Genomic DNA, 18,035 nt, shown 5'->3' with positions numbered 1-18,035 from the left:
GGAAGGAGACAGGCCATGTCGCCCTATTTCATGCCCCACGCGTTGCTGCCTGATGTGAAGGAAGTGGAAGCCGGATTGGAAAAGATGTCGCAGGATTTTTCCGAGCTGATGCCGAAGGAATTTCGCGGTGCCGTCAATCTGGCCGCGCATCCGCTGGCCGCCGGCGCGGCGATGACGGCGATCGGCATCGGCGTTGCCGGACAGGCTTTCGGCCTGTGGATGGGCGCTGTCGCCGGCTCGATGGAGGCGGCCAGGCGGATGTCCGAGCACGGCCTTGCCGGCGATGACGGGTCTGCCGGCGAACCGGCCTATAAGGCGCCGGCCTCGCCGCGCGCGCGCATGCGCGCCGCCGTCGAGACGCTGGCCGCCGATGTCGAGCATGTGGCCCGCGACCTTGCCGAAACCAGCGGCAAGGTGGCGCGCGCGATCGCCGACGACACGGCGCGGGTGAGCGAAGCCGGCACGGATGCGGCGTCGCCGGGCCGGGCGGCCGCCGACGATCTCAAGGCGATTTCGGGCGTCGGCCCGAAACTCGAGCAGGTCTTGAACCGGCGCGGCATCCGCAGCTATGCGCAGGTCGCCGCGCTGACCGACGACGAGATCGCGCGCCTCGACGAGGCGCTCGGTTTCAAGGGCCGCATCGAGCGCGACGACTGGCGCGGCCAGGCGAAGAAACTGTCTGCCGGCAACGGCAACTAGGCGAAGGGCCGGGCTTTGCCCCGGCGATTGAAAGGCGAAACGGCGCTCGGCGTCGGGGGCACGAGATGACGAAACTCAAGGTCGACGGCAAGGAAATCGAGGTGCCCGATCACTACACGCTGCTTCAGGCGGCGGAGGACGCGGGCGCGGAAGTGCCGCGCTTCTGCTTCCACGAGCGGCTGTCGATCGCGGGCAATTGCCGCATGTGCCTGGTCGAGGTGAAGGGCGGGCCGCCCAAGCCGGCCGCCTCCTGCGCCATGGGCGTGCGCGACCTGCGTCCGGGCCCGAACGGCGAGCTGCCGGAAGTGTTCACCAACACGCCGATGGTCAAGAAGGCGCGCGAGGGGGTGATGGAGTTCCTGCTCATCAACCACCCGCTCGATTGCCCGATCTGCGACCAGGGCGGCGAATGCGACCTGCAGGACCAGGCCATGGCCTTCGGCGTCGATTCCTCGCGCTTCAAGGAAAACAAGCGCGCCGTCGAGGACAAATATATCGGCCCGCTGGTCAAGACGATCATGACGCGCTGCATCCACTGCACGCGCTGCATCCGCTTCACCACCGAGGTCGGCGGCATTTCCGAGCTCGGCCTGATCGGCCGCGGCGAGGATGCCGAGATCACCACCTATCTCGAAAAGGCGATGACCTCGGAGCTTCAGGGCAACGTCATCGATCTGTGTCCGGTCGGCGCGCTGACCTCCAAGCCCTACGCTTTTCAGGCCCGGCCGTGGGAATTGTCGAAGACCGAATCGATCGACGTCATGGACGCGGTCGGCTCGGCGATCCGGATCGACACGCGCGGCCGCGAGGTGATGCGCATTCTGCCGCGCGTCAACGAGCAGGTGAACGAGGAGTGGATTTCCGACAAGACCCGCTTCGTGTGGGACGGCATCCGCACCCAGCGCCTCGACCGGCCCTATATCCGCCGCGACGGCCGGCTCGCGCCGGCGTCGTGGAACGAGGCCTTCGCCGCGATCGCCGAAAAGGTCGCCGCCGCCCCGGCCGAGCGCATCGGCGCGATCGCCGGCGATCTGTCGACGGTCGAGGAGATGTTCGCGCTCAAGCAGCTCATGGCCGCGCTCGGCTCGGGCAATATTGACTGCCGCCAGGACGGCGCCGCGCTCGATCCGAAAAAGGGCCGCGCCGGCTATCTGTTCAACCCCACCATCGAGGGCATCGAACAGGCCGACGCGCTGTTGATCGTCGGCGCCAATCCGCGTTTCGAGGCCTCCGTGCTCAACGCCCGCATCCGCAAGCGCTGGCGCATGGGCGGCTTTCCCGTCGGCGTCGTCGGCGAGGTCGGCGATCTGCGCTACGATTACGAGGCGCTCGGCTCCGGCGGCGAGGCGCTCAAGGAGCTTGCCGGCGGCAAGGGCAAGTTCTTCCAGGTTTTGAAGAAGGCCAAGCGGCCGATGGTGATCGTGGGGCAGGGCGCGCTTTCCCGTTCCGACGGCGCGGCCCTGCTCGGGCTCGCCGCCAGGGTCGCCGACCAGTGCGGCGCACTCGGCGCGGACTGGAACGGGTTTGGTGTGCTCCACACCGCCGCCGCGCGCGTCGGCGGGCTCGATCTCGGCTTCGTGCCGCAGGCCGGCGGCAAGAGCGCGGCCGAGATGATGGGCGCGCTCGACGTCCTGGTCCTGCTCGGCGCCGACGAGTTCGACATGAACCGGATCGGCGACGCCTTCACCGTCTATATCGGCAGCCACGGCGATGCCGGCGCGCATCGCGCCGACGTCATCCTGCCGGGCGCGACCTATGCCGAAAAGTCCGGTACCTATGTCAACACCGAGGGTCGGGTCCAGATGACCAATCGCGCCGGCTTCGCGCCGGGCGAGGCGAAGGAGGACTGGGCGATCCTGCGGGCGCTGTCCGACGTGCTCGGCAAAAAGCTGCCGTTCGATTCGCTGCAGCAATTGCGCGCCGCGCTCTACCGGGATCATCCGCATTTCGCCGAGATCGACCGGATCGCGGCCGGCGACCCGGCCGATGTCGCCAGGCTGGCCTCGGCCGGCGGGCGCCTCAACAAGAGCGCGCTCACTTCCTCGGTGGCCGATTTTTATCTCACCAACCCGATCGCCCGCGCCTCTGCCGTGCTGGCGGAATGTTCCGCCATGGCCAGGGGCGGCTTCAAGCAGGCGGCTGAGTAAGGCATGACGATGGACCTCTTCTTCACCACCTACGTACTGCCGGGGCTGATCATCGTCGGCCAGTCCCTGCTGGTCATCGTCGCGCTTTTGGTCTTCATCGCGTTCATCCTCTACGCCGACCGCAAGATCTGGGCGGCGGTGATGCTGCGGCGCGGTCCCAATGTCGTGGGCCCCTGGGGGCTGCTCCAGTCCTTCGCCGATCTGCTGAAATTCGTCGTCAAGGAGCCGGTGATCCCGTCGGGCGCCAACAAGGGCGTGTTCCTGCTGGCGCCGCTCGTTACCACCGTGCTGGCGTTGGCCACCTTCGCGGTGGTGCCGTTCGACGAAAACTGGGTGATCGCCAACATCAATGTCGGCATTCTCTACATCTTCGCCATCTCCTCGCTCGAAGTCTATGGCGTGATCATGGCCGGCTGGGCCTCGAACTCCAAATATCCCTTCCTCGGCGCGCTGCGCTCGGCCGCGCAGATGGTGTCCTACGAGGTCTCGATCGGTTTCGTCATCGTCACCGTGCTTCTGGCCGTCGGCTCGCTCAACCTGACCGACATCGTCCTGTCGCAACGCGACGGCCTGGGCACCATGGCCGGCCTGCCCAACAGTTTTCTGGACTGGCACTGGCTCGGCCTGTTCCCGATGTTCGTGATCTTCTTCATCTCCGCCCTGGCGGAGACCAACCGGCCGCCCTTCGACCTGGTCGAGGCCGAATCGGAGCTCGTCGCCGGTCACATGATCGAGTATTCCTCGACGCCGTACCTGCTGTTCATGCTCAGCGAATACGTCGCCATCATGCTGATGTGCGCGTTGATGACGATCCTGTTCCTGGGCGGGTGGCTGCCGCCGTTCGATTTCGCGCCCTTCACCTGGGTGCCCGGCATCGTCTGGTTCATGCTCAAGATCTGCTTCGTCTTCTTCTTCTTCGCCATCGTGAAGACGATCGTGCCGCGCTATCGCTACGACCAGCTGATGCGGCTCGGCTGGAAGGTGTTTTTGCCGATTTCGCTGTTCATGGTGGTCGCCACCGCCGCCTTCCTGAAATTCACCGGACTGGTGGCTTAGGATGGGCGCGGGTCTCATCGGCGCCCTTGTCGGGCTCGTGATCGCGGTGGCCGACCTCGTGCTGCTGCGGCTTCTGGCCCAGCGCGTCGATCTGCCGGAGACCAAGCGCGTCTTGAACATCACCGGCCTGAGCCAGCTCGTGCTCTTGCCGATCGTGGGCTTTTTCATCGCCCCGTTGATTGCTGGAGAATAGTCATGTCAGCGCTCGCCCAAGCTGCAAAGTCGCTGCTCTTGAAGGAATTCGTCGGCGCGTTCTTCCTGGCCATGCGGCAGTTCTTCGCGCCCAAGCACACGCTCAACTATCCCCACGAGAAGGGGCCGGTGTCGCCCCGCTTTCGCGGCGAGCATGCGCTGCGCCGCTATCCCAACGGGGAGGAGCGCTGTATCGCCTGCAAGCTGTGCGAGGCGATCTGCCCCGCCCAGGCGATCACCATCGAGGCCGGGCCGCGGCGCAATGACGGCACCCGGCGCACCGTGCGCTACGACATCGACATGGTGAAGTGCATCTATTGCGGCTTCTGCCAGGAGGCCTGCCCGGTCGACGCGATCGTGGAGGGACCGAATTTCGAGTTCGCGACCGAGACGCGCGAGGAACTCTACTACGACAAGGACAAGCTGCTCGCCAACGGCGACCGCTGGGAACGCGAGATCGCGCGCAACATTGCGTTGGACTCGCCCTACAGATAGCCATTCGACATGGACGGGCGCGGACGGCTGGTCTAAGGACAACGCGGTTTTCGCCTGGCGCGAAAGGCCGGAATGATGCGGGGCGTTTCCCCGCTGCGGAGAATTGGGGGAACCCATGCTGACAGGACTCGAGGCGATCTTTTTCTATCTGTTCGCCTTCATCGCGGTGGCGGCGGCCTTCATGGTCATCGCCGCGCGCAATCCCGTGCATTCGGTGCTCTATCTGATCCTGACCTTTTTTAACGCCGCCGGGCTGTTCCTGCTCACCGGCGCCGAATTTCTCGCCATGATTCTGCTGGTGGTCTATGTCGGCGCGGTGGCGGTGCTGTTCCTGTTCGTCGTCATGATGCTCGACGTCGATTTCGCCGAGATGAAGCGCGGCGCGCTGCAATATGCGCCGATCGGGGCGCTTGTCGGGTTGATCCTGGCCGCCGAGATCGTCGTGGTGGTCGGCGGCTACGCCTTTGTACCCGAGCTCGCCACCGCGGTCGCGCAGCCGACGCCGGCGCCGGACGTGCGCCACAACACGGCCGCGCTCGGCGACATTCTCTACACAGACTACATCTATTTCTTCCAGATCGCCGGCCTTGTCCTGCTGGTGGCGATGATCGGCGCGATCGTGCTGACGCTCCGCCACAAGGAGGGCGTCAAGCGCCAGTCGGTCCCGGCTCAGGTGGCACGCACGCCAGAGACCGCGATCGAGGTCGTCGACGTGGAAACGGGCAAGGGCATCTGACGGGGGCAGTCATGACGATCGGTATCGCGCATTTCCTCACCGTCTCGGCCGTGCTGTTCACGCTCGGCGTGTTCGGCATCTTCCTCAACCGCAAGAACGTCATCATCATCCTGATGTCGGTCGAGTTGATCCTGTTGGCCGTCAACATCAATTTCGTCGCCTTCTCGGCGGTGCTCGGCGACCTCGTCGGTCAGGTCTTTGCCCTGTTCGTGCTGACGGTGGCCGCCGCCGAGGCGGCGATCGGGCTTGCCATCCTTGTCGTTTTCTTCCGCAACCGCGGCTCCATCGACGTCGAAGACGTCAACATGATGAAGGGCTGACATGTATCACGCCATCGTCTTTCTTCCGCTTTTCGGCTTCCTGATCGCCGGCCTGTTCGGCCGCTCGATCGGCGCCAAGGCGAGCGAATACATCACCTCCGGCTTTCTGGTGATCGCGGCCGTCCTGTCCTGGGTCGCGTTCTTCACCGTCGGCTTCGGCGATGGCGAGGCGTTCACCGTGCCGGTGATGCGCTTCATCCAGTCCGGCACGCTCGACGTGGCCTGGTCGTTCCGCATCGACACGCTGACCGTGGTCATGCTGGTCGTCGTCAACACGGTCTCGGCGCTGGTCCACATCTACTCGATCGGCTACATGCACCACGACCCGCACCGGCCGCGCTTCTTCGCTTATCTGTCGCTGTTCACCTTCGCCATGCTGATGCTGGTGACGTCCGACAATCTGGTGCAGATGTTCTTCGGCTGGGAGGGCGTCGGCCTCGCCTCCTATCTGCTGATCGGCTTCTGGTACAAGAAACCGACCGCCAACGCCGCCGCCATCAAGGCCTTCGTCGTCAACCGGGTCGGCGATTTCGGCTTCATCCTCGGCATTTTCGGCGTCTTCGTACTGTTCGGCTCGGTCAATTTCGACACCATCTTCGCCAACACCCAGTCGTTCATGCCGGCCGCCGAGTCGGCGGGCGAGGCGGGCGCGCAGGCCGGTTCGGTGCTGAATTTCTTCGGCTACGAACTCGACCGGCACGCCGCGCTGACGGTGGTCTGCCTGCTTCTGTTCCTGGGCGCGATGGGCAAGTCGGCCCAGGTGCCGCTGCACACCTGGCTGCCGGACGCCATGGAAGGCCCCACGCCGGTCTCCGCTCTGATCCATGCCGCCACCATGGTCACGGCCGGCGTGTTCATGGTCGCGCGCCTGTCGCCGATCTTCGAATTGTCGCACACCGCGCTCCTGGTGGTCACCTTCGTCGGCGCCTTCACCGCCTTCTTCGCCGCAACCGTCGGCCTGGTGCAGAACGATATCAAGCGCGTCATCGCCTATTCGACCTGTTCGCAGCTCGGCTACATGTTCGTCGCGCTGGGGCTCGGCTTTTATTCCGCCGCGATCTTCCATCTGTTCACGCACGCCTTCTTCAAGGCGCTGCTGTTCCTCGGCTCCGGCTCGGTCATCCACGCCGTCTCCGACGAACAGGACATGCGCAAGATGGGCGGGCTCAGGAAGCTGATCCCGACCACCTACTGGATGATGATCATCGGCACGCTGGCGCTGACCGGCGTCGGCATTCCCGCGACCGTCATCGGCACGGCCGGCTTCTTTTCCAAGGACGCCATCATCGAGGGTGCCTTTGTCGGCCACAACGCCATGGCCACCATCGCCTTCACGCTGCTGGTCGTGGCCGCCGTCTTCACCAGCTTCTATTCCTGGCGGCTGATCTTCATGACCTTCCACGGCAAGCCGCGCGCGTCTGCCGACGTCATGCACCACGTGCACGAATCGCCGCCGGTCATGCTCCTGCCGCTGTTCCTCCTGGCGGTCGGCGCGCTGTTTGCCGGCGTGGTCTTTTACGGGGCCTTTGTCGGCGACGGCTACGACGCGTTCTGGAAGGGGGCGCTGTTCACGCTGCCCGACAACCACATCCTGCACGACTTCCACGAGGTGCCGCTGTGGGTGAAGCTGTCGCCCTTCGTGGCCATGCTGTTGGGGCTGCTGGTCGCCTACCAGTTCTACATCCGCTCGCCGGAGACGCCCAAGCAGCTCGCCGCGCAGCACCGGGGCCTCTACGCCTTCCTGCTCAACAAATGGTACTTTGACGAGCTCTACGATTTCGTGTTCGTCAGGCCGGCCATGCGGCTCGGCCGCTTCCTGTGGAAGACCGGCGACGGCAAGGTGATCGACGGGCTCGGGCCCGACGGGGTCTCGGCCCGCGTCATCGACGTCACCAACAAGGTGGTCAAGCTGCAGACCGGCTATCTCTACCACTACGCCTTCGCGATGCTGATCGGCGTCGCCGCCCTCGTCACCTGGATGATGCTCGGGAGCTCGTTCTAAATCATGACCGAATGGCCCATCCTCACCACGGTCACGTTCCTGCCGCTGGTCGGCGCCTTCCTCATCCTGATGATCCGGGACGAGGGGGCGTCCGCGCGCCGTAACATCCGCAACGTCGCCCTGTTCACGACCGGCTTCACCTTTTTGCTGTCGCTGTTCATCTGGGCCGGTTTCGACAATACCAATCCCGGTTTCCAGATGGTCGAGAAGACCGAATGGCTGGGCGGCGGCATCGCCTATCACATGGGCGTCGACGGCATCTCGATGCTGTTCGTCATCCTCACGACCTTCCTGATGCCGCTGTGCATCCTGGCCTCGTGGGAATCGGTCGACAAGCGCGTCAAGGAGTACATGATCTCCTTCCTGATCCTGGAGACGCTGATGATCGGCGTGTTCTGCGCGCTCGACATCGTCTTGTTCTACGTCTTCTTCGAGGCCGGCCTGATCCCGATGTTCATCATCATCGGCGTGTGGGGCGGCAAGCGGCGCGTCTATGCCAGCTTCAAGTTCTTCCTCTACACGCTGCTCGGCTCGGTGCTGATGCTTCTGGCCATCATGGCGATGTACTGGCAGGCCGGCACGACCGACATCCCCACGCTGCTCGCGCACGATTTCCCCGCCGGCATGCAGACATGGCTGTGGCTCGCCTTCTTCGCCTCCTTCGCGGTCAAGATGCCGATGTGGCCGGTTCACACCTGGCTGCCCGACGCGCATGTCGAGGCGCCCACGGCGGGCTCGGTCATCCTGGCCGGCATCCTGTTGAAGATGGGCGGCTACGGCTTCCTGCGCTTTTCGCTGCCGATGTTCCCGCTCGCCTCGGCCGATTTCGCGCCCCTCGTGTTCGCGCTGTCGGTGGTGGCCATCATCTACACCTCGCTGGTCGCGCTGATGCAGGAGGACATCAAGAAGCTGATCGCCTATTCCTCGGTCGCCCATATGGGCTACGTCACGATGGGCATCTTCGCGCTCAACCAGGAGGGCATCCAGGGCGGCATTTTCCAGATGCTGTCGCACGGCTTGGTCTCCGGCGCGCTGTTCCTGTGCGTGGGCGTCATCTACGACCGCATGCACACCCGCCAGATCGAGGCCTATGGCGGGCTGGTCAACAACATGCCGAAATACGCGGTGGTGTTCCTGATCTTCACCATGGCCAATGTCGGCCTGCCGGGCACGTCCGGTTTCGTCGGCGAGTTTTTGACGCTGCTCGGCGTGTTCAAGGTCAATACCTGGGTGGCGCTGTTTGCGGCCACCGGCGTCATCCTTTCGGCGGCCTACGCGCTGTGGCTCTACCGCCGCGTCATCTTCGGCAAGCTGACCAAGGAAAGTCTGAAGGGCATGCTCGACCTGTCGATGCGCGAGAAGATGGTGATCTATCCGCTGGTGATCTTCGTCATCTTCTTCGGCGTCTATCCGGCGCCGATCTTCGACGCCACCGCGGCCTCCGTCGAGGCTCTCGTCAACAACGTCACCGCCTCGATCGAGGCGGGACAGTCCACCGCAGCGGCCGGGCTGGCGCAGTAGGGGTTTCACACGATGTCGGCTGAACTTTCCCAAAGCCTGATCCTCGCGACGCCCGAACTGTTTCTGGCGGTGGCGGCGATGGCGCTGTTGATGGTCGGCGTCTTCGGCGACGAGCGCTCCAACACGCTGGTCACCGGCCTGGCGGTGGCCGTTCTGGCCGGCGCGACCGCCTGGATGCTGTTTTTCGGCGGCGACGGCGCCGCCTTCAACGGCGCCTTCGTCAGCGATCCGTTCGCCCGCTTCATGAAGTTCCTCACCTTCGTCGGCGCCATCCTGACGCTGATCATGTCGGTCGGCTTCGCCAAGGCGGAAAAATTCGACAAGTTCGAATTTCCGGTCCTGATCCTGCTGGCAACGCTCGGCATGGCGCTGATGGTGTCGGCCAACGACATGATCGCGCTTTATCTCGGCCTCGAGCTGCAGTCGCTGGCGCTTTACGTGATCGCGGCCATCAACCGCGACAATGTCCGCTCCACCGAGGCCGGCCTGAAATATTTCGTCCTCGGCGCGCTGTCCTCCGGCATGCTGCTTTACGGCATGTCGCTGGTCTACGGATATACCGGCCACACCGGCTTCGACGAGATCGCGGCCGTCCTGTCGGGCGGCGAGCGCCAGCTCGGGCTCGTCTTCGGCCTGGTCTTCGTGCTGGCCGGCCTCGCCTTCAAGATCTCCGCCGTGCCGTTCCACATGTGGACGCCCGACGTCTATGAAGGCGCGCCGACGCCGGTGACCGCGTTCTTCGCCGCAGCACCCAAGATGGCGGCGATGGCGCTGATCGTGCGCGTCACCGTCGGCGCCTTCGAGCCGGTCGCCCCCGACTGGCAGCAGATCATCGTCTTCGTGGCCATCGCCTCGATGCTGCTCGGCGCCTTCGCCGCCATCGGCCAGCGCAACATCAAGCGGCTGATGGCCTATTCCTCGATCGGCCATATGGGCTACGCGCTGGTCGGGCTTGCCGCCAACACCGAGGCCGGCGTGCGCGGCGTGGTCATCTATATGCTGATCTACCTGGTGATGACGCTCGGCACCTTCGCCTTCATCCTGGCCATGCGCCGCAAGGAGGGCAATGTCGAGCAGATCGACGAGCTCGGCGGCCTGGCCTCGACCAATCCGGTCATGGCGACCATCCTCACCATCTTGATGTTCTCGCTCGCCGGCATCCCGCCGCTCGCCGGCTTCTGGGGAAAATGGTACGTGTTCCTGGCCGCGATCGACGCCCAGCTCTACGCGCTCGCGGTGATCGGCGTGCTCGCCTCGGTGGTCGGCGCCTATTATTATCTACGCATCATCAAGATCATGTGGTTCGACGAGCCGGTCGGCGCCTTCGTGCCGATGGCGGGCGAGTTGCGGCTGGTCCTGGGGCTTTCCGGCGCCTTCGTCCTGTTTTACGTGCTGATCGGCGGTCCGGTCGGCACCATGGCCGAAGCGGCGGCAAAGACCTTTTTCTGACCGGATGAGCTTCGTTCTGTCTCCGCCGGCCGCGGCCGCCGGATTTCGCCTCGAAGCGTTCGACACGATCGGCTCGACCAACGCGACCGCGCTCGAGCGGGCGCGGGCTGGCGATCCGGGCCGGCTGTGGGTCGTGTCGTCGCAACAGGAGACCGGGCGCGGCCGTCGCGGACGGGTCTGGGCGACGCCGCGCGGCAATCTCGCCGCGACCCTGCTTCTGGTCGATTGCTGCCCGCTGCCGCAGGCCGCCACGCTCGGCTTCGTCGCCGGCCTGGCGCTCGGCGATGCGCTGGAGGCGTGCGTGCCCGCAGCCGGGCGGATCGCGATCGGCGCCGATGGCGGCGATGCGCGCGGCGGGGGGCGCTTCGAGCTCAAATGGCCCAACGACGTGCTTGCCGGCGGCGCCAAGCTTGCCGGCATCCTGCTGGAATCGACCATGCTTGAGACGGGCGGCTTCGCGGTCGCGATCGGCATCGGCGTCAATGTGGTTGCCCATCCCGCCGAGGTGCCGTATCCGGCGACGTCGCTTGCGGCGCTCGGCGCCGGCTGCGACGCGCACACGCTGTTTCTGGCGCTGTCGGACGCCTGGCTCGCGGCCGAACGGATCTGGGATGCGGGCAGGGGCCTCGACGCCGTGCGCCGGACCTGGCTCGAGCGCGCCGCCGGGCTCGGCAGCGAGGTGGCCGTTCGCGTCGACGGAGAGATCGTGCGCGGGGTTTTCGAGACCATCGATGCCGAATGCCGCTTCGTGGTGCGCGACCGGCACGGTAAACAGTGGAAGATAGCGGCCGGCGACGTCCATTTCGGAGTGATCGCCTCGGCTGCCGCGGATTAAGCGGAAGGACGCAACGCATGGCGAAAAAAGACAAGAACGAGCTCGTCTTCCTGCCTCTCGGCGGCGTCGGCGAGATCGGCATGAATTTCGGTCTTTACGGCTACGGTCCGCCGCATGCGCGCGAGTGGATCGTCGTCGATTGCGGCGTTACCTTTCCCGGCCCGGATCTTCCCGGCGCCGACCTTGTCCTGCCCGACATCAGCTTTCTGGAAGGCCAGAAGGACCGCCTGCGCGGCATCGTCATCACCCATGCCCACGAGGACCATTACGGCGCGCTGCTCGACCTGTGGCCGCGGCTCGGCGCGAAAGTGTGGATGACGCCGTTCGCCGCCGGCCTGCTGGAAGCTAAGCGCGACTATGAACAGGGCCGCCAGCCGAAAATCCCGATCGAGATCTACCGCGCTGGCGACCGGTTTACGGTCGGCCCGTTCGACATCGAGGCGGTCACCGTCACCCATTCGATCCCCGAGCCGGTCTCGCTCGCCATCACCTCGCCGCTCGGCACGGTGATCCACACCGGCGACTGGAAAATCGATCCGGCGCCGACCATCGGCGAAAAGACCGACGAGGCGCGGTTCAGGGCGCTGGGCGACGCGGGCGTGCTGGCGCTGGTCTGCGATTCGACCAATGCCATGCGCGAGGGCGACTCGCCGTCCGAGGAGGCCGTCGGCGACGGTCTGCGCGACCTGATCGTCAAGGCCGAGGGGCGCGTCGCCGTCACCAGCTTCTCCTCCAATGTCGGGCGCATCCGCTCGGTCGCCGAGGCCGCCCACGAGGCCGGCCGCCGCGTCATCGTCATGGGCTCCTCGATGAAGCGCGTCATCAACGTCGCCACGGAGCTCGGCTATCTCGACGGTCTGCCCGACTTCGCCGACGAGGAGGAATACGGCCAGATCGCGCGCGACAAGCTGGTCATCCTGTGCACCGGCAGCCAGGGCGAGCCGCGCGCCGTTCTGGCCAAGCTCGCCCGCGAGGAACTGCGCAACGTCGCCTTGGCGCCGGGCGACACGGTGATCTATTCCTCGCGCACGATTCCGGGCAACGAAAAGGCGATCTTGGACATCAAGAACCGGCTGATCGACCAGGGCATCCGCATCATCGAGGACGACGACGCGCTCGTGCATGTGTCGGGCCATCCCCGGCGCAGCGAGCTCAAGCGCATGTACGAATGGGTCCGGCCGCAAAACCTGGTGCCCGTGCACGGCGAGGCCGCCCATCTGGTGGCGCAGGGTTCGCTCGCGGCCATGGCCGGCGTGCCGTCGGTCTCGCAGATCCGCAACGGCGACATGCTGCGCCTGGCGCCTGGCGCGCCCGAGATCGTCGACGAAGTCGAGGCCGGCCGCATCTACAAGGACGGCTATCTGCTGGGCAGCGAGGAGGCGGTCGGCATCCGCGCCCGGCGCAAGCTGTCCTTCGTCGGCCATGTCGCCATCAATGTCGTGCTCGACGAGCGCTACGAGCTTGCCGGCGATCCCGACATCGTCTCCTACGGCGTGCCGGGGGAGGACCGCAACGGCGAGCTCCTTGAGGATGTGATGCTCGACGCGGCGATCGGCGCGGTGGAATCGATCCCGCGCGTGCGGCGTAAGAACCTCGACCAGCTTCAGGAATCGGTCCGCCGCGCGGTACGCAACGCCGCCCGCGACGGCTGGGGCAAAAAGCCCGTGGTGACGGTGTTCGTCACGCGCTAAACCATGGCGTGCGAAAAAGGCCGTCGCCTTCGGGGCGACCGGCCGGGGCCAAAAGGACGAAGCGGATGCTGGGAAGACTGAACCACGTCGCCATTGCCGTGCCGGACCTTGCCGCCGCCAGCGCGGTCTATCGCGACACGCTCGGCGCGAAGCTGTCCGAGCCGCGGGCGCTGCCCGATCACGGCGTCACCGTCGTCTTCGTCGACCTCGGCAACACCAAGGTGGAGTTGCTGGAACCGCTCGGCGATGCGTCGCCGATCGCCGCGTTTCTGGCCAAGAATCCCGCCGGCGGCATGCATCATCTGTGTTACGAGGTCGACGACATCGTCAGCGCGCGCGACCGGCTGAAGGCCGACGGCGCGCGCGTGCTGGGCGATGGCGAGCCGAAGACCGGCGCCCACGGCAAGCCGGTGCTGTTCCTGCATCCGAAGGATTTTGCCGGAACGCTGGTCGAGCTGGAGCAGGCCTGAGCCGCCGGTCGCTGGAAAGGAATTTTGACGATGAGCTGGGTTTCCGGATTCGCGGTCTATTTCATCATCTGGTGGGTGACGCTGTTCGTCGTCATGCCGTTCGGCCTGAAGACCCAGGAGGAGGACGGCGACGTCACCTTGGGCACCACCGCCAGCGCGCCCAAGGGGCCGCATATGCGCCGCGCCGCCTTGCGCGCCACGGTGATCTCGCTGCTTGTCTTCGCGCTGCTTTACGTGCTCACCCGGCAATTGGGCTACAGTTTCGAAGACATCCCCTCATTCATTCCGGACTTCCAATAGGAAAAGCTTGCGCGCTGCGATAATTTCGGCAGTCAAACTTCTGTTTTTCCAAAAAAAATGCAAGGCCGAAGCCTTGCAATTTTATCACGCGTCCGATCTGTTTCCGGTGTTCGGCGGCTGCGGAAAATCGCGCCTAGATCGCATCCTCCCAAGACTTTGACCGCGCAGGAAAGCGGTTGAATTTCCGCTCCTCTTTATGCGGCCGCACACTAACCCAACGGTGTTTGCGATGTCACGATTTTTTTTGCACTGAAACGATCAATCCTTTGCTGCAACGCACAATGAAAAGCTGGTCGCGAACTTCCGTTACATGCGGCGATCTTGCGCCGGTCGCCTCGGGTTTCCAACCTGCCTTGAAATGGCTATGAAACGCGTGCAGACGAGCCAGCGTCATGCGGCCGATTCCGGCGCCCGTGTCCATTCCATCCAGCGGAAGATTTCATGCGACTGTCGCGCTTTTTCCTGCCCATCCTGAAAGAGAACCCGCGCGAGGCCGAGATCGTCTCGCATCGCCTGATGCTGCGTGCCGGCATGATCCGCCAGCAGGGGCAGGGCAGCTTCTCCTGGCTGCCGCTCGGCAAGCGCGTGCTCGACAAGGTCAACCGCATCATCCGCGAGGAGCAGGACAGAGCCGGCGGACAGGAAATCCTGATGCCGACCATCCAGTCGGCCGACCTGTGGATCGAGAGCGGCCGTTACGAGGATTACGGCAAGGAGATGCTGCGCATCACCGACCGGCACGAGCGCAATATGCTTTACGGGCCGACCAACGAGGAGATGGTCACCGACATCTTCCGTGCCTACGTCAAGTCGTACAAGGATCTGCCGCTCAACCTCTACCACATCCAGTGGAAGTATCGCGACGAGGTGCGGCCGCGCTTCGGCGTGATGCGCAGCAGAGAGTTCCTGATGAAGGACGCCTATTCCTTCGATCTCGACTACGAGGGCGCAAAGGCGGCCTATAACCGCATGTTCGTGGCTTATCTGCGCACCTTCGCGCGCATGGGCCTGCAGGCGATCCCGATGCGCGCCGACACCGGGCCGATCGGCGGCGATCTCAGCCACGAATTCATCATCTTAGCCTCGACCGGCGAGAGCGAGGTGTTCTGCCGCAAGGATTTTCTCCAGTTCGAGGTACCCGGCGCGGATGTCGATTTCGGCGATGACGCGCAGATCGCCGACATCGTCGCGACCTGGACGACGCCCTATGCGGCCACCGACGAGATGCACGACGAGGCCGCCTGGGCGGCGATCGCCGACGACGAGAAAGTGTCGGCGCGCGGCATCGAGGTCGGCCACATCTTCCATTTCGGCACCAAATATTCCGAGCCGATGAACGCGCGCGTCACCGGCCCGGACGGCAAGGAGCATTTCGTCTCGATGGGCTCCTACGGCATCGGCCCGAGCCGGCTTCTGGCGGCGATCATCGAGGCGAGCCACGACGACAACGGCATCGTGTGGCCCGAAAGCGTGGCCCCGTTCGACATCGCGCTGATCAACATGAAGGCGGGCGACGCGGCCTGCGACCGGGTCTGCGAGGAGCTCTACGAGAAGCTGCGGGCGGCCGGCCTAGACGTGCTTTACGACGACACCGACCAGCGCGCCGGCGGCAAGTTCGCCACCGCCGACCTGATCGGCCTGCCCTGGCAGGTGATCGTCGGCCCGCGCGGGGTCGCCGCCGGCGAGGTCGAGGTCAAGAACCGCAAGACCGGCGAGCGCCAGGCGCTTCCGGTCGCGGACGTGCTGGCACGGTTCGGTAGCGACCGATGAGCAGCGCCGCCGACATCAAGCCGGGCGCGGGTCCGTTCTCGCCCTTCGAGCGGATGGTGGCCTGGCGTTACCTGCGCTCGCGGCGCAAGGAGGCCTTCATCTCGGTGATCGCCTCCATCTCCTTCGTCGGCATCATGCTCGGCGTGGCCACGCTGATCATCGTCATGGCGGTGATGAACGGCTTCCGCGCCGAACTGCTGACCCGCATTCTGGGCGTCAACGGCCATGTCGTCGTCCAGCCGATCGACCGGCCGCTCGACGACTACGCTGAGGTTGCCGCGCGCATCAACGATGTCGACGGCGTGCGCTACGCCATCCCGATGGTCGAAGGCCAGGTCCTGGCTTCGGGCAATGTCGGGCGCGGCACCGGCGCGCTGGTGCGCGGCCTGCGGGCGGAGGATCTGGGAAAGATCGAGCTGGTGGCCGGCAATGTGCGCAACGGCACGCTCGACGGCTTCGACGGGGGCGAGGGCGTTGCGATCGGCGTGCGCATGGCCGAAACGCTGGGGCTGGTCGTCGGCGACGCGATCACGCTGACCTCGCCGGAGGGCGACGTCACCCCGTTCGGCACGGTCGCGCGCCAGAAGGCCTATCCCGTCACCGCGATCTTCCAGGTCGGCATGTCGGAATACGACGCCACCATCGTGTTCATGGCGCTGTCGGAGGCGCAGCTTTATTTCAATGCCGAGGGCCGCGCCCAGACCATCGAGGTGTTCGTCGACGACCCCGACGCGATCGACGCCCTCAAACCGGCGATCGAGGCGGCCGCCCGGCGCCCGCTTTTTCTGATCGACTGGCGCCAGCGCAACGAGACCTTCTTTTCCGCGCTCGAGGTCGAGCGCAACGTCATGTTCATGATCCTGACGCTGATCGTTTTGGTCGCCGCGCTCAACATCATCTCCGGCCTGATCATGCTGGTGAAGGACAAGGGCCACGACATCGCCATCCTGCGCACCATGGGCGCGACGCGCAACGCCATTTTGCGCATCTTCGTCATGACCGGCGCGGCGATCGGCATCACCGGCACGCTCGCTGGCGTGGTCCTGGGCGTCGTCGTGTGCCTCAATGTCGAATCGATCCGGCAGTTCTTTTCCTGGCTGTCGGGCACGACCCTTTTCAACCCCGAACTCTATTTCCTGAGCCAGCTTCCGGCCAAGATGGATGTCGGCGAAACCGTGTCGGTGGTCGTCATGGCGCTGGTGCTGTCGTTCTTCGCGACGCTGTTTCCGGCCTGGCGGGCGGCCCGGCTCGATCCCGTCGAAGCGCTGAGGTACGAATGATGGCGCAGACCGCCGTGCTTGTGCTGAAGGGCGTCGAACGGCGCTACCAGCAGGGAACGAAGACGCTCGTCATCCTCAACGGTGCCGAATTCGAGCTGAAGCGCGGCGAGACGGTGGCGCTGGTCGCGCCGTCGGGGGCGGGCAAATCCACGCTCTTGCACACCGCCGGCCTGCTCGAGCGGCCCGATGCCGGCGAGGTCATCTTGAACGGGCGCGCCTGCGGGCGCCTCGGCGACGACGACCGCACCGCCATCCGGCGCAACGATGTCGGCTTCGTCTATCAGTTCCACCATCTGCTGCCGGAATTTTCGGCGCTGGAAAACGTCATGATGCCGCAGCTCGTGCACGGGCTTGCGCCCAAGCAGGCCGAGGAGCGCGCGCTGCAGCTTCTCGACTATATGAAGATCGGCAAGCGCGCCCATCATCGTCCGTCGGAACTGTCCGGCGGCGAACAGCAGCGCGTGGCGATCGCGCGCGCGGTCGCCAACGCGCCGCTGCTTCTGCTCGCCGACGAGCCGACCGGCAATCTCGATCCGACCACGGCGTCTTATGTCTTCGACGCGCTCGAGGCGCTGGTGCGCCATTCCGGCCTGTCGGCGATGATCGCCACCCACAATCACGATCTGGCCGCGCGCATGGACCGTCGCGTCACCCTGGTCGACGGCAAGATCGCGCCGCTGTGATCCGGCAGGCCGCGCGCCGCTGAACGGGGCCGGCCGTCCCCGATCGCCTTGCGGCGGCCGGCATCGGCCGGCGGGGCGGACACGACCGAAAACGGCGTAGAACGCCGAACCGGCGCCGCGCCCGTTCTTTCCAACACACGTTTACCGTTGATTCACCGAAACTGGCAGCAGCCGGCGGCATGGTCGCCGGCGCCGGTTGAGCGGGCTTGCAAACAGAACAAAAATAGAACATAAAATAAACATAAGCGGAATAGGAGAGATCGTGATGACCGACATGCTTCAGGATGTGGCCGCCCTGGTTTCCGTCAGTGTTTTTGTCGTGTCGCTGGCGATGTGGATCGGCGCCTATTGATCGCCGCGGCGGTCGGGCCGCCGCGTCGCGGAAAATC

At 65.2% G+C, this 18,035-nt stretch carries 18 protein-coding genes; 17 read left to right on the top strand and 1 reads right to left on the bottom strand.

Annotated elements, in window-relative coordinates; all coding sequences use genetic code 11:
* The first annotated feature begins 15 nt into the window (after nt 1-15).
* The 14 genes from C7T96_RS02765 to C7T96_RS02700 all read left to right on the top strand — a co-directional run bounded on the left by C7T96_RS02765 (nt 16) and on the right by C7T96_RS02700 (nt 13,913).
* Complete coding sequence (locus tag C7T96_RS02765; RefSeq protein ID WP_106569614.1) at nt 16-699, top strand: NADH-ubiquinone dehydrogenase; 684 nt, start codon at nt 16-18, stop codon at nt 697-699.
* A 65-nt stretch (nt 700-764) separates the two neighbouring features.
* The gene (gene nuoG / locus C7T96_RS02760; RefSeq protein WP_106569613.1) at nt 765-2,846 is read left to right on the top strand and encodes an NADH-quinone oxidoreductase subunit NuoG; all 2,082 of its coding nucleotides are present in this window, start codon (nt 765-767) and stop codon (nt 2,844-2,846) included.
* A gap of 9 nt (nt 2,847-2,855) precedes the next feature.
* A complete protein-coding gene (nuoH, locus tag C7T96_RS02755; protein ID WP_106569974.1) occupies nt 2,856-3,902 on the top strand; it encodes an NADH-quinone oxidoreductase subunit NuoH in 1,047 nt (348 codons plus the stop codon).
* A 1-nt stretch (nt 3,903) separates the two neighbouring features.
* Nucleotides 3,904-4,095 (top strand): hypothetical protein, encoded by a 192-nt coding sequence (locus tag C7T96_RS02750; protein ID WP_106569612.1) that lies wholly within the window; start codon nt 3,904-3,906, stop codon nt 4,093-4,095.
* 2 nt (nt 4,096-4,097) lie between these two features.
* The gene (nuoI, locus tag C7T96_RS02745; RefSeq protein WP_106569611.1) at nt 4,098-4,589 is read left to right on the top strand and encodes an NADH-quinone oxidoreductase subunit NuoI; all 492 of its coding nucleotides are present in this window, start codon (nt 4,098-4,100) and stop codon (nt 4,587-4,589) included.
* 115 nt (nt 4,590-4,704) lie between these two features.
* Entirely contained in the window at nt 4,705-5,325 is a 621-nt protein-coding gene (locus C7T96_RS02740; RefSeq protein ID WP_106569610.1) for an NADH-quinone oxidoreductase subunit J, read from the top strand.
* A gap of 11 nt (nt 5,326-5,336) precedes the next feature.
* On the top strand, nt 5,337-5,645 hold the full coding sequence (nuoK, locus tag C7T96_RS02735; protein WP_106569609.1) for an NADH-quinone oxidoreductase subunit NuoK: 309 nt from the start codon (nt 5,337-5,339) through the stop codon (nt 5,643-5,645).
* 1 nt (nt 5,646) lies between these two features.
* The gene (gene nuoL / locus C7T96_RS02730; protein ID WP_106569608.1) at nt 5,647-7,647 is read left to right on the top strand and encodes an NADH-quinone oxidoreductase subunit L; all 2,001 of its coding nucleotides are present in this window, start codon (nt 5,647-5,649) and stop codon (nt 7,645-7,647) included.
* 3 nt (nt 7,648-7,650) lie between these two features.
* The gene (locus tag C7T96_RS02725; protein WP_106569607.1) at nt 7,651-9,168 is read left to right on the top strand and encodes an NADH-quinone oxidoreductase subunit M; all 1,518 of its coding nucleotides are present in this window, start codon (nt 7,651-7,653) and stop codon (nt 9,166-9,168) included.
* 12 nt (nt 9,169-9,180) lie between these two features.
* Nucleotides 9,181-10,617, top strand: a complete 1,437-nt coding sequence (gene nuoN, locus C7T96_RS02720) for an NADH-quinone oxidoreductase subunit NuoN (RefSeq protein ID WP_106569606.1) — start codon at nt 9,181-9,183, stop codon at nt 10,615-10,617.
* Between the two features lie 4 nt (nt 10,618-10,621).
* On the top strand, nt 10,622-11,452 hold the full coding sequence (locus tag C7T96_RS02715; RefSeq protein WP_106569605.1) for a biotin--[acetyl-CoA-carboxylase] ligase: 831 nt from the start codon (nt 10,622-10,624) through the stop codon (nt 11,450-11,452).
* 17 nt (nt 11,453-11,469) lie between these two features.
* A complete protein-coding gene (locus C7T96_RS02710; protein WP_106569604.1) occupies nt 11,470-13,143 on the top strand; it encodes a ribonuclease J in 1,674 nt (557 codons plus the stop codon).
* Nucleotides 13,144-13,208: 65 nt separating this feature from the next.
* The gene (gene mce / locus C7T96_RS02705; RefSeq protein ID WP_106569603.1) at nt 13,209-13,613 is read left to right on the top strand and encodes a methylmalonyl-CoA epimerase; all 405 of its coding nucleotides are present in this window, start codon (nt 13,209-13,211) and stop codon (nt 13,611-13,613) included.
* 30 nt (nt 13,614-13,643) lie between these two features.
* Complete coding sequence (locus C7T96_RS02700; protein WP_106569602.1) at nt 13,644-13,913, top strand: DUF1467 family protein; 270 nt, start codon at nt 13,644-13,646, stop codon at nt 13,911-13,913.
* Between the two features lie 232 nt (nt 13,914-14,145).
* Here the strand turns inward: C7T96_RS02700 and C7T96_RS02695 are convergent, their stop codons facing one another.
* Nucleotides 14,146-14,334, bottom strand: a complete 189-nt coding sequence (locus C7T96_RS02695) for a hypothetical protein (protein ID WP_106569601.1) — start codon at nt 14,332-14,334, stop codon at nt 14,146-14,148.
* 20 nt (nt 14,335-14,354) lie between these two features.
* Between C7T96_RS02695 and proS the strand changes: the two genes are divergently transcribed.
* The 3 genes from proS to C7T96_RS02680 are packed head-to-tail and all read left to right on the top strand — an operon-like array spanning nt 14,355 to nt 17,646.
* On the top strand, nt 14,355-15,683 hold the full coding sequence (proS, locus tag C7T96_RS02690; RefSeq protein WP_106569600.1) for a proline--tRNA ligase: 1,329 nt from the start codon (nt 14,355-14,357) through the stop codon (nt 15,681-15,683).
* Nucleotides 15,680-16,963 carry a lipoprotein-releasing ABC transporter permease subunit gene (locus tag C7T96_RS02685; RefSeq protein ID WP_106569599.1) on the top strand — a complete coding sequence of 428 codons (1,284 nt, stop codon included), beginning with the start codon at nt 15,680-15,682 and terminating at the stop codon, nt 16,961-16,963. The genes proS and C7T96_RS02685 overlap by 4 nt, the downstream gene beginning before the upstream one ends.
* Nucleotides 16,963-17,646, top strand: coding sequence for an ABC transporter ATP-binding protein (locus C7T96_RS02680; protein ID WP_106569973.1), 684 nt, complete (start codon nt 16,963-16,965; stop codon nt 17,644-17,646). Before C7T96_RS02685 ends, C7T96_RS02680 begins: the two co-directional genes overlap by 1 nt.
* Nucleotides 17,647-18,035 lie beyond the last annotated feature (389 nt).

The sequence above is a fragment of the Nitratireductor sp. StC3 genome, assembly GCF_003015025.1.
In the GTDB taxonomy this organism is placed as follows: domain Bacteria; phylum Pseudomonadota; class Alphaproteobacteria; order Rhizobiales; family Rhizobiaceae; genus Mangrovimarina; species Mangrovimarina alexandrii.
Note: the sequence above shows the minus strand (reverse complement) of the source record. Positions and strands in the feature narration are given on the sequence as shown.

Bases quoted from the DNA above. Each gene is read 5' to 3' on its own strand.
- C7T96_RS02750 (WP_106569612.1), top strand. From the start codon at position 3,904: ATGGGCGCGGGTCTCATCGGCGCCCTTGTCGGGCTCGTGATCGCGGTG.
- C7T96_RS02680 (WP_106569973.1), top strand. From the start codon at position 16,963: ATGGCGCAGACCGCCGTGCTTGTGCTGAAGGGCGTCGAACGGCGCTAC.
- nuoH (WP_106569974.1), top strand. From the start codon at position 2,856: ATGGACCTCTTCTTCACCACCTACGTACTGCCGGGGCTGATCATCGTC.
- proS (WP_106569600.1), top strand. From the start codon at position 14,355: ATGCGACTGTCGCGCTTTTTCCTGCCCATCCTGAAAGAGAACCCGCGC.
- C7T96_RS02715 (WP_106569605.1), top strand. From the start codon at position 10,622: ATGAGCTTCGTTCTGTCTCCGCCGGCCGCGGCCGCCGGATTTCGCCTC.
- C7T96_RS02695 (WP_106569601.1), bottom strand. From the start codon at position 14,334: ATGGACACGGGCGCCGGAATCGGCCGCATGACGCTGGCTCGTCTGCAC.
- nuoK (WP_106569609.1), top strand. From the start codon at position 5,337: ATGACGATCGGTATCGCGCATTTCCTCACCGTCTCGGCCGTGCTGTTC.
- nuoN (WP_106569606.1), top strand. From the start codon at position 9,181: ATGTCGGCTGAACTTTCCCAAAGCCTGATCCTCGCGACGCCCGAACTG.
- C7T96_RS02740 (WP_106569610.1), top strand. From the start codon at position 4,705: ATGCTGACAGGACTCGAGGCGATCTTTTTCTATCTGTTCGCCTTCATC.
- mce (WP_106569603.1), top strand. From the start codon at position 13,209: ATGCTGGGAAGACTGAACCACGTCGCCATTGCCGTGCCGGACCTTGCC.
- C7T96_RS02765 (WP_106569614.1), top strand. From the start codon at position 16: ATGTCGCCCTATTTCATGCCCCACGCGTTGCTGCCTGATGTGAAGGAA.
- C7T96_RS02725 (WP_106569607.1), top strand. From the start codon at position 7,651: ATGACCGAATGGCCCATCCTCACCACGGTCACGTTCCTGCCGCTGGTC.
- C7T96_RS02685 (WP_106569599.1), top strand. From the start codon at position 15,680: ATGAGCAGCGCCGCCGACATCAAGCCGGGCGCGGGTCCGTTCTCGCCC.
- nuoI (WP_106569611.1), top strand. From the start codon at position 4,098: ATGTCAGCGCTCGCCCAAGCTGCAAAGTCGCTGCTCTTGAAGGAATTC.
- C7T96_RS02700 (WP_106569602.1), top strand. From the start codon at position 13,644: ATGAGCTGGGTTTCCGGATTCGCGGTCTATTTCATCATCTGGTGGGTG.
- nuoG (WP_106569613.1), top strand. From the start codon at position 765: ATGACGAAACTCAAGGTCGACGGCAAGGAAATCGAGGTGCCCGATCAC.
- nuoL (WP_106569608.1), top strand. From the start codon at position 5,647: ATGTATCACGCCATCGTCTTTCTTCCGCTTTTCGGCTTCCTGATCGCC.
- C7T96_RS02710 (WP_106569604.1), top strand. From the start codon at position 11,470: ATGGCGAAAAAAGACAAGAACGAGCTCGTCTTCCTGCCTCTCGGCGGC.